Annotated in this window: 7 protein-coding genes; 2 read left to right on the plus strand and 5 right to left on the minus strand. The window is 71.6% G+C overall.

The window, feature by feature from the left end:
• Positions 1-59: 59 nt before the first annotated feature.
• Positions 60-1,181 (plus strand): calcium:proton antiporter, encoded by a 1,122-nt coding sequence (locus tag HD557_RS13235; RefSeq protein ID WP_196874196.1) that lies wholly within the window; start codon positions 60-62, stop codon positions 1,179-1,181.
• A gap of 8 nt (positions 1,182-1,189) precedes the next feature.
• Here HD557_RS13235 and HD557_RS13240 read toward each other — a convergent pair whose 3' ends face one another.
• Genes HD557_RS13240 through HD557_RS13250 form a run of 3 tightly spaced genes read right to left on the minus strand, consistent with a single transcriptional unit; the run spans position 1,190 to position 6,799 of the window.
• Positions 1,190-4,546 carry an ATP-binding protein gene (locus HD557_RS13240; protein WP_231381158.1) on the minus strand — a complete coding sequence of 1,119 codons (3,357 nt, stop codon included), beginning with the start codon at positions 4,544-4,546 and terminating at the stop codon, positions 1,190-1,192.
• A 2-nt stretch (positions 4,547-4,548) separates the two neighbouring features.
• Positions 4,549-5,304, minus strand: coding sequence for a DUF4194 domain-containing protein (locus tag HD557_RS13245; RefSeq protein WP_231380278.1), 756 nt, complete (start codon positions 5,302-5,304; stop codon positions 4,549-4,551).
• The gene (locus HD557_RS13250; RefSeq protein ID WP_196874199.1) at positions 5,297-6,799 is read right to left on the minus strand and encodes a DUF3375 domain-containing protein; all 1,503 of its coding nucleotides are present in this window, start codon (positions 6,797-6,799) and stop codon (positions 5,297-5,299) included. The genes HD557_RS13245 and HD557_RS13250 overlap by 8 nt, the downstream gene beginning before the upstream one ends.
• Before the next feature lie 99 nt (positions 6,800-6,898).
• On the opposite strand from HD557_RS13250, the gene HD557_RS13255 reads away from it, so the two are divergent.
• Positions 6,899-8,071, plus strand: coding sequence for a L,D-transpeptidase (locus tag HD557_RS13255; protein WP_196874200.1), 1,173 nt, complete (start codon positions 6,899-6,901; stop codon positions 8,069-8,071).
• Here the strand turns inward: HD557_RS13255 and HD557_RS13260 are convergent.
• Entirely contained in the window at positions 8,068-8,502 is a 435-nt protein-coding gene (locus HD557_RS13260) for an SRPBCC family protein (protein ID WP_196874201.1), read from the minus strand. The genes HD557_RS13255 and HD557_RS13260 overlap by 4 nt on opposite strands.
• Positions 8,503-8,526: 24 nt before the next feature.
• Positions 8,527-10,203, minus strand: coding sequence for a putative PEP-binding protein (locus tag HD557_RS13265; protein ID WP_196874202.1), 1,677 nt, complete (start codon positions 10,201-10,203; stop codon positions 8,527-8,529).
• Positions 10,204-10,314: the final 111 nt, after the last annotated feature.

The raw sequence follows: 10,314 nt of genomic DNA on the forward strand, positions 1-10,314 counted from the left end.
GGCTACGAGCGCGTGTCGGGCATCCGGACGGTGGCCCCGCACCGGGATAGGGTCGGCCCATGAGCGCACCAGCGGTCCGGGGCCGCCTGCAGTGGTCAGTGGTCGTGCCGATCCTCGCCCTGGTGGTGCTGGTGTTCGCATGGCTGCGCCACGACCACTGGACGATCCTCGCCGTGGTGGCGGCGGTGCTGATCGGTGCGGTGCTCAGCGCGGTCCACCACGCCGAGGTCGTGGCCCACAAGGTCGGCGAACCGTTCGGGTCGCTGATCCTCGCGATCGCGGTGACCGTGATCGAGGTCGGACTGATCGTGATGCTGATGACCAGCGGCGGCGACAACACCAGCACCTACGCGCGCGACACCGTCTTCGCCGCGGTGATGATCACCCTCAACGGCATCGTCGGGCTCTCGCTCATGGTCGGTGCCCTCAAGCACGGGCTGGTCAGCTTCAACGCTGCCGGCACCGGCTCGGCGGTCGCCACCGTCATCGCCCTGGCCGGTCTCACCCTGGTGCTGCCCAGGTTCACGACGTCCGCGCAGGGCCCGCAGTACTCACCCTCGCAGCTGGCCTTCGCCGCCATCGCCTCGCTGGCGCTCTACGTCGCCTTCCTCTTCACCCAGACCGTCCGCCACCGCGACTTCTTCCTGCCCGTCACCAGCGACGAGCACGGCCGGATGACGGGGATCGTCGACCTCGACGAGGACAGCCACGCTGACCCGCCCTCGGCCGGCGAGGCCGGGCTCAGCCTGGCCCTGCTGCTGGTCTCCCTGGTCTCGGTGGTCGGTCTGGCGAAGGTCCTCTCCCCCACGATCGAGAGCACCGTGAAGAACCTCGGCTTCCCCTACGCGGTCGTCGGCGTCGTGATCGCCCTCCTCGTCCTCGCCCCCGAGTCGATCGCCGCGGTCCGCAACGCCTCCCGCGACCGGGTGCAGACCAGCCTCAACCTCGCCTACGGCTCCGCGATGGCCTCGATCGGTCTCACCATCCCGACCATCGCCGTCGCGATGATCTGGCTCAGCGGCCCGCTCGTGCTCGGCCTGGAGCCGACCCAGATCGTGCTGCTGGTGATCACGGTCTTCGTCACCGGGCTGACGGTCGTCCAGGGTCGCGTCTACGCGCTCCAGGGGTTCGTCCACCTGGTGCTGATGGCGTCGTTCCTGTTCCTGTCGATCCAGCCGTAGGCGGCGTCTCAGCCGGCCGGGATCTCCTCGAGGCCGACCTCGAGCTTCGGGAACGAGTGGCCCTCGGCGTCCTTGAGCACGGTGTACTGAACGTCGACGTGCGGCTCGATGGCGCTGTGCTTGTCGTTCGGCGCGCCGATGATGAGCTGGAACCCGAGACCCCGCCAGGCGCCGATCGCGCGGCCGGTGAAACGGGCGTCGGCCTTGATCAGCGCCTCGTCGAGGAAGACCGGTGCGTAGCGCGGTCGCTCGGCACCGGCGTCGCCGAGCTGGTAGCGCAGCGCGGCGCCCACGATGAAGGCGACCAGCTCCTGCGACTCGCCCCCGGACTTCTCGCCGATGTGGTCGTAGAGGGCGACGTGCTCACCGGTGTCGGCGGTGACCTTCTCGGCGCTGACGCGGACGTGGTTGCGTACGTCGATCAGGTCGGCGAAGTCTGGGGCGGTGCGGCGCATCCGGTCGATGAGTCGCGACATCCGGGTGTAGGCCTGTTCCCGGGTCTCGTTGGTCGAGGCCCTCTCGATCAGGTCGCGCACCGCGCGGAGCTCCTTGCGGAAGCGGCCGCGGACGGCCGACTGGCCCTCCTGGGTGTCGATCCGCAGCCGATGGTCGTCGTCGTTGAACGGCAGCTCGGCGAGGATCTGGTTGATCGGGTCGATCCGGTCGCGGATTTCCCGAACGGCCCGCGACAGGGTCGAGTCGAGGTTGGTCAGGTCGTTGCCCGAGAGGTTGAGCAGCGAGTCGCGCCACTCGACCTCGAGCTCGTGCAGGCCGCTGGTCTGCAGCTCGTCGAGGAGGCGGTCGAAGTCGGCGTAGGAGGCGTCCGGGTCGGTGTGGAGGTTGGGGTTGGGCCAGCGCTCGAGGAAGGACTCGAAGGTCTGCTGGAGCTGCACGCGGGCGGCACCGATCGTCTCCTGCGCGCCGACACGGTCGGCGTCGAGGCTCTCGCCCGCGCGGGCGAAGACCGCGTCGAGCTCGGCGAGTGCGTCCTCGCGCCGGCCGGCCGCTTCACCGCCGGCCGCCTTGAAGAGCTGCTCGAGATAGTCGGCCTGGGCCGGGGCGATCTCGGTGCCGGAGGCCGCCGCCTCCTCCAGCGCGTCCTTGGCGCGGTCGACCTGCTCGACCACGTCGCTCCAGCGCGCGTCGAGCTCCTTGAACGCGCTCTTGGCGGCGCCGATGCCCTCGCGCAGCGCGTCCACCTTGGCCCGCGCCTCCTTAAGCCGCTTCTGGAGCGTGGCGATCTCCGGGTTGTCGGCGGTGACCTCCTCGATCACCGCGGCCCAGCGGTCGCGCTCGGCCTCGGCCCCGGTGACGTCGACCTGGTCCCAGGTCAGCGCGGAGACCGCCTTGAAGGACGTACGCCGCAGATCGAGCTCCTTGATGGCCCGCTCGGCCTCCGCGACCGCCGTCCGCGCCTTCTCGGCATCGCGACGGGCGGTCTCGAGCACCTCGGTGAGCTCGGCGACGCGACGGGTGTTGGTGAAGCCGAGCACGTTGCCGCCGCCCTGGCCACCGTGAGCACCGCGCGACCCCTGGGAGACCTGGCCGGTCACGGTCAGTGCCATCCGGTGCTGGCCGAGCAGCGCGGGGGTCTGCACACAGACGTAGCCGTGCCGTTCGGCCAGTCGCTTCTTGAGCCAGCCCGTGAACACGCCGCGGCGGTAGTCGAGGCGCCCCGGCAGGGTGCCCTCGTCGAGGATCGTGGTGTCCTTCGTCCCGGTGGGGACCGCCTCGTAGCGGATCCGGGTGCGCTGCCGCACCGAGTCGATCGCCGCCCGGAACGCGCCGACGTGCGCCGCGTCGACGAGCATGGTGGTCGCGAAGCCGCCGAGCGCCAGGTTGAACGCCTCGCGCCAGGCCTCGTGCTCGGTGCGCACCTCGACCAGCTCGCCCACGAACGGCATCTCGGCCGGGCTCAGTCCGGCCGCCTCGGCCAGCACCGCACGGGCCGCGCGCAGCGGCTCGGGGATGTTGTTCTTCGTCTTCTCGGCATCGGCGAGCTCGCCCTCGAGCCGGCCGACCAGCTTGATCGCCTCGGCCTCCGCGGACCGCGCGGCGGCGTACGCGTTGAGGGCGGTGGTGCGGGCGTCGTCGTCGACCAGCGCCTCACGAGCGCTCGTCTGGAGAGCCTCGAAGTCGGCCTGGGTGGTCGCTTCAGCGCCGAGGATCGTGAGCTCGGCCTCGAGCGCCTCGCGGGCGCGGCGTACCTGATCGGCGCGGCTCTCGGCGGCCTTGATCTCGCGGGTGGCCTCCTCGAGGCGGCGACCGCCGGAGGCCGCGACGGTGACCGCCAGGCCGTCGCGCTCGGACTCGGCGGCGTCGATCAGCGCCTGCTTCTCGGCCACCGCCTTCTCCGCGGCGCTCCTGCGGGAGCTGAGGTCGGACTCGAGCTCGCTGAGCAGGTCGACCCGCTTGCCCGCCCGCCACAGCCCGGCGGGGGTCGTCTCGTCGCCGAAGGCACCGATCCCGTCGATGACCTCCAGCCGGGAGGCGGCATCCTCCATGGCGATACGGAGCTCCCGGATCGGCGTCAGCGCACGAACCTGCTGCTGCGCGGTGACCATCCGGTCGCGGGTCGCGGAGAGCTCGTCGAAGTGGGCGACGACGCCGTCGGCGGTGGCGATGGTCTCGGGCTCCTCGAGCACCATCTTCTTGTAGAGGTCGTCGACCGTGGTGATCTGCTGGCCCGCCTGGATCCGGCCGAGGAGGTTGACCGCCTTCTCGCCGTCGCCGGCGGCACCGATCCCGAGCGCCGAGTGGATCCGGGCGGTGAAGTCTCGGTCGGTGTCGATCGGGGTCAGGCCCACCTCGGAGACCGCGGTGCGGGTGAACCGGTGGGCCGCGACCGGCTCCAGGTCGCGTACGTCGAAGCCCGCCTCGGCCACGGCACGGAGCTTGGTCACGTCGTCGAGGTTCTTCGCGGAGGCGGGGACGTACCAGGCACGGACCGCGGTGAAGCGGGCGCCGGTCTGGTCGGCCCAGGTCATCGCGATCGCCGACCAGGTGTCGCGGCCGTCGCCGCGCAGCACCCGGATCTTGGTGCCCTCGGCGGTCTTCGCCTCGTCGATCTTGCCGCGCGCGTAGGAGAGGATGTTGCGCTGGTCCTGACCCCGCGGCCGACCCACGACGCCGCCGTTGGAGGCGCCGTTGAACGGCGTCGTGTGGGGCATGATCAGGGCGATGTAGGCGTCCATCAGGGTCGACTTGCCCGACCCGGAGCCTCCGGTCAGCAGCGTCGCGGTCGGCGAGAAGCGCACCCGGTGGGCGCCGTCGTAGCCGCCCCAGTTGACCAGCTGCAGCTCGCTCGCGACCCACTGCCGCCCGGTCGAGCGCTCCGGGATGAGGCCGAAGAGGCTGTCGATCATGTTCACCGCTCGGTCTCCCCCGCCTCGTCGTCGCTCTTCGGGTCTTCCAGATCGTCAGCGTCGTCAGGCTCCTCGGCCTCGACGGCGACCTCGACCCGGGTCGTACCCGTCGGGTCCCTCAGCCACGCCTTGAGCTCGGTCAGCTTCTCGACGCTCAGCACGATCTCGACCAGCGGCGTGATCCGATAGCGATCCTCGGACTCCTCCTCGAGGAGGCCCTCCCGGGCGAGCCGCTCGACGGCCCGGCGGATCTCCCGGCGCGGGGCCGCGTCGCCGCTGGCGACGTCGAAGTAGGTGAGCACGGTCTGCTCCAGCTCGTCGGCGTCCACGCGTGCGGAGCTCTGCCCCGCGCCACGCTCGCGCTGGAAGACGGTGCGCAGATGGACCAGCACCAGCGTCTCGGCGCGCGAGTAGGCGTCGTCCTTGAGGAGCACCGGCACGTCGAGCTCCTCCGAGCGCACCTGGCGCTTGTAGGCGATCCCGCGGTCGTGGTCGACCACGAGCCGGACGAACAGGTCGTGGAGCCGTGACTCGATCACCGCCTGGTGGTCGAGCAGCGTACGCCACTGGCGCGGGCTCCGCTCCGCGGTGATGAACCGCCGCCGCAGGAGCTGGACCAGCACCCGGCGTACGTCGGCGTCCAGGACACCGCGGTCGCCGACGAACAGCTCGGTCGGGTCGTCCTCCATCGAGACGGGCTCGATGAAGCCCTCCGGCTCGCTGCCGTAGGCGACCGCCTCGGTCTCGGTGTCAGTCAACGTCGGTCCCTTCGCCAGTTCCACCATCAGTCATCCTCACCCCGCCGAACGCGAACCTGCGCCGCACCCCGTCGGCCCTCACCGCCTCGATGGTGGAGATCTCCCCCGTCTCGGCCATCCCGCGACGGTGGGCGATCTCGAGAAGCCCGAGCAGGTCGACCGGTCGCCTGATCTCCTCCGGCGCTGCCGCGAAGACCTCGGCCAGGTCGACCGGCCCGTCGGCGGCCGCCACATAGGCGTCCAGGTGGGCCTCGATCGCCCGGTATCCCGGCCCGCCCCACGCCTTGGTGTCCTCGACGGCGCTCTCCACGTCGCCCCAGTCGGCCAGCGGCGCCGGCGGCTCGGGCGGGCGCAGCTCGCTGACCGACTGGCGCAGGTGGCCCAGGTCGGCGAGCGGCAGCCGGCGCAGCGGCTCGACGGCCTCGGCCGGCCGCGAGGTCGGCATCCACGCCTGGAAGCCGACCATGACGTCGCGCAGCAGGTCGTCGACCTGCCGGTCGCGGGCCGGGTCGTGCGTACGCACCTGGGTGGTGATCACGTGGGAGGCGGTCTGCTGGGCGGCCAGCACCTCGGCGACACCGGTCTCGATCCGCCGTCCGACCGCGGCGAGCTCGGCCCGCTCGGTCGGCCCCATCTCCTTCGTGAACCGATGCCGCAGCACCGTACGCAGGTTGGTGGCCAGGTCGTCGAGACGACGTGGGTCGCCGATCATCCGCAGCGCACCGGCGAACGCCTTGCCTTCGGGCGTCGAGGCCATCACGTCCTTGCCGCGCTGCAGGTACTCACGCAGCACCTCGCCGGCCGGGCGTACGTCCTGGCGCAGGTCGGTCACCACGTCGCGCTGCATCGCTCGGATGGACTCGACCACGCGCGCGAAGTCGGCCGGGAGCTCGCGGGTCAGGTGGAGGATGTTCTCGGCCTGCTCGAGCAGGGTGTCGTCATCGACGGTGTCGACGACGCCGGTGCGGTCCAGGCGGGCGATCTCGGCGCGGCGCTCGGCGATCTCCTCGGTCAGCCGGGCCACCCGGGTGAGCACGTCGGGGTCGGCGTCCTGGGCGAGCCGCTCGACCGCCTCCAGCAGCGTCCGGACCCGGGACTCCGAGACCCGGGCCCGCGAGCCGCTCGCCCTGCCGGCGATCTCCAGGGCACCCACCGCGTGGGCGGAGAGCCGGTAGACCTCGTCCTCGCCCTCGATCTGGCGCAGCAGCCACCCGGCGCGCACCCACTGGCGGCACAGGTCGCGCGCGGTGCCGACCGGGAGCATGACCTCGCCGCCGTCGCCCTCGGCGTGGCCGGTGGCCCGGAGCCGGTCGAGCATGTCGGCGATCTCGGCGTGCGCGTCCACCACCGGGACCGCGGCCCGCTCGGAGGTGAAGGTCACCGAGAGCACCGCCACCACGAACGGCGCGAACCGGCCGTGCAGGAGGTCGAGCATCGGGTTCCTGAAGGCGGCCAGAGCCCCGGCGTACGCCGCCTCGACGCGAGTGTCACTCATCGGCAGATACCGTACGTGGCAGCACCGACAACACCACAACCTTCAGTACACGCGCGGACACGCCGAGAATTCGGTTGCCTCCTACCGCATAGTTATCCCATGCGGGTTCGTTCCTTCCCTGTCGTGGCCGCCGTGGCCCTGTTCGTGCTCTCGGGCTGTGCCGAGGTCCCCGAGTCCCCCGACTCGGCCGCCAAGGGCGAGCCGAGCGCCTCGCCGTCGGCGAAGCCGCTCACCGCCAAGATCTTCCCCGCCGACGGGGCCAAGGACGTCGCGGTGGACAGCACCGTGACCGTCACCGCGACCTCGGGCGAGTTCACGAGCGTGAAGGTCGCCAAGCCGGACGGACGCACGGTCCCCGGCTCGCTGTCGGAGGACAAGAAGACGTGGACCGCCAACGACCTCCTTGACCCGGCGCTGCGCTACACCGTCACCGCCACCGGGGAGACCGGGAAGGTCACCAGCAGCTTCAGCACCCGCTCGCTCTCGCTGGCCCAGCAGACCTTCGCCACCATCGTCCCCGTCGACAAGTCCGAGGTCGGCGTCGGGATGCCGGTCGCGGTCTACTTCGACGTCCCGGTCAAGGACCACGCCTCCTTCGAGAAGCGCATGCACGTCACCGCCACCCCGGCCCAGACCGGCTCCTGGTACTGGGTCTCCGACACCGAGGCCCGCTACCGCCCGCAGCACTACTGGAAGCCCGGCACCACCATCAAGGTCGACCTCGACATCAACGGCGCCTCCGCGGGCGCGGGCGTCTACGGTCAGCACAGCCGCACCGCCACCTACAAGGTCGGCGACGCGCACGTCTTCAGGGTCAACGCCCGCACCCACCGGATGAAGGTGTTCAGCAACGGCAAGCTGCTGCGTACGATCCCGGCGACCACCGGCAAGCCCGGCTTCATCACCCGCTCGGGCATCAAGGTGATCTCCGAGAAGCACCGGGTCAAGGAGATGCGCTCGGAGACGATCGGCATCTCCGACCAGGGCTCGAGCGACTACTACTCCCTCGACGACGTCGAGTACGCCATGCGCCTGACCAACTCCGGCGAGTTCATCCACGCCGCCCCGTGGTCGACCGGCTCCCAGGGCTACGCCAACGTCTCCCACGGCTGCACCGGCATCTCCACCGACAACGCCGCCTGGCTCTACGGCCTGGCCCGCATCGGCGACATCGTCGAGACCACCGGCACCGACCGGAAGATGGAGTGGGACAACGGCTTCGGCGACTGGAACCTCTCCTGGGCCGAATACCAGAAGGGCTCGGCGCTCTAGGCAGAACCGACGGCCGCGGGCAGTCCCTGCCGGCAGCCGAGCATCATCTTCCGGTGGTTCCAGGCCAGGACCGGTCGCAGTGCGACCGAGGCCAGGCCGAGCAGGCCGCGTACGACGACCTCCTGCTCGAACACCATCCGGCTCCCGCTCGGCGCCGGCGTCAGAGTCCAGCGCGCGAACCCGTCGAGGTCGCCGCCGATGCCGACCTCCAGCGTGGGCAGGTCGCGGCTGACGGCGTGCAGCACGATCTCCAGGTCGTAGGGCAGCACCGAGCGGCACACGAGCAGGGCATCGTCCTCACCGAGCTTCGCCACCGCCCGCACCTGCGGCCACCACCGCGGGTAGCGCTCGACGTCGACCAGTGCGTCCCGCACCGCCTCGGGTGACAACGGGAGCTCCCAGGTCTCGGTGAACACGTAGCGCGCGGGCATGAGCCCAGTGTGCCCGGCACCCATTCAGCCGAGGAGCTTGGCGACCGCCTCGCGGCCCTCGGCGGGCGACAGCGCACCGAGCGCGGCCTCGGCGGCTTCGTCGCACAGCCCTGCGGTCACCGATCCGAGCCGGGCGCCGACGGCCGGGACGGCCGCAGGAGCCATCGACAGCGAGGTGATGCCGAGGCCCACGAGCACCGGCGCGAGCAGCGGGTCGGCGGCGGCCTCGCCGCAGATCCCGACAGGCTTGCCAGCCGTACGTCCCGCCTCGGCGGTGATCGCGATGAGCTGCAGCACCGCTGACTGCCAGGGATCGGTCAGGTGGGCGAGGTCGGCGGCCAGCCGGTCGGCGGCCATGGCGTACTGGGTCAGGTCGTTGGTGCCGATGGAGAGGAAGTCGACGACCTCCAGCATCCGGTGGGCCATCAGCGCAGCGGCCGGCACCTCGACCATGACGCCGGGCTTGAGGCCGCGGGCGCGGACGAGCGCGGCGAAGTCGGCGGCCTCCTGGACCGTGGCGACCATCGGCGCCATCACCCAGGTCTCGGCGCCGGTGCGCTCGGCGGCGATCGCGATGGCGTCGAGCTGGCGCTCGAGGAGGCCGGGGTTGTCGGCGGCGAGCCGCAGGCCGCGTACACCCAGGGCGGGGTTCTCCTCACCCTCGTGGGTCGCGAAGGCGATCGGCTTGTCGGAGCCGGCGTCCAGGGTGCGTACGACGACGTGGCCGCGGCCGGCGAAGGGCGCGAGCACCTCGGCGTAGACGTCGGCCTGCTCGGCGACGGTGGGCTCCTCGCGCCGGTCGAGGAAGCAGAGCTCGGTGCGGAAGAGTCCCACGCCCTCGACCTGGCCGGCTGCCGCGTCGCGTGCCGAGGAGCCGTCCGCGACGTTGGCGAGGAGCGCGACCGGGTGGCCGTCGGCGGTGCGTCCGGGTCCGGTCCAGGCGGCGATCGCCTGTCGCCGGGCGAGGTCGGCCTCGGCGTGAGCGGCTGCGTCCGGTCCGGGCTCGAGGTCGACGATGCCGGCCTGGCCGTCGACGAGCACGAGGGTGCCCGGGGCGATGCCGGTCGCGCCGGCCACCCCGACCAGGCACGGGATGCCGAGCTGGCGGGCGATGATCGCGGTGTGGCTGGTGGGGCCGCCGCGCTCGGTGACGAGGGCGACCACCCGGGCCGGGTCGAGGGCGGCGGTGTCGGAAGGCGCGAGATCGGCGGCGACCAGCACGCTCGTCCCCTCGGGCACGTCCACACCGGGCTCGGGCTCACCGGCGAGGTGGGCCAGGACCCGGCGCTCGATGTCGCGCAGGTCGGTGACCCGCTCGGCCATCAGGCCGCCCATCCCGCTGAACAGCGTCGCGAACTGCTCGACCGCCGCCCCGACGGAGGCCACCAGGCCCTCCCCCGCACGCAGGTGCTTCTCCACGGCGACGCGCAGCCCCTTGTCGCGGGCCAGCCCGGCACTCGCGCTCAGCACGGAGGCGGCGGCTCCCGACGCGGTCTCAGCGCGTCGTGCGTAGCCGTCGGCGACGGCGGTGGCGGCTGCCGCGTAGGCCGCGAGGGCGTCCTCCGGGTGCTCGAAGCCGCGCCGTTCGAAGGCGGCCAGCGCGAGCGGGTCGACCTCGGTCCGCACCACGTGGACGGGCGCCAGCACGATCCCCGGGACGACCGGCGTGCCGGAGAGAACAGATGAGTGAGACGTGACCATGGCCACAAATATCTGCCCTAACCCCTTGACGAGTCAACACATTCGGGCATAAAACAACATATGTGGGCATTCACAAGGAAGAAACCCACTCGAAACCACACCGATCCCTGA

Source organism: Nocardioides luteus (assembly GCF_015752315.1).
In the GTDB taxonomy this organism is placed as follows: Bacteria; Actinomycetota; Actinomycetes; order Propionibacteriales; family Nocardioidaceae; genus Nocardioides.

Excerpts from the sequence above, each read along its gene's own strand:
- HD557_RS13235 (WP_196874196.1), top strand. The coding sequence starts at position 60 with ATGAGCGCACCAGCGGTCCGGGGCCGCCTGCAGTGGTCAGTGGTCGTG.
- HD557_RS13240 (WP_231381158.1), bottom strand. The coding sequence starts at position 4,546 with ATGATCGACAGCCTCTTCGGCCTCATCCCGGAGCGCTCGACCGGGCGG.
- HD557_RS13250 (WP_196874199.1), bottom strand. The coding sequence starts at position 6,799 with ATGAGTGACACTCGCGTCGAGGCGGCGTACGCCGGGGCTCTGGCCGCC.
- HD557_RS13255 (WP_196874200.1), top strand. The coding sequence starts at position 6,899 with ATGCGGGTTCGTTCCTTCCCTGTCGTGGCCGCCGTGGCCCTGTTCGTG.
- HD557_RS13260 (WP_196874201.1), bottom strand. The coding sequence starts at position 8,502 with ATGCCCGCGCGCTACGTGTTCACCGAGACCTGGGAGCTCCCGTTGTCA.
- HD557_RS13265 (WP_196874202.1), bottom strand. The coding sequence starts at position 10,203 with ATGGTCACGTCTCACTCATCTGTTCTCTCCGGCACGCCGGTCGTCCCG.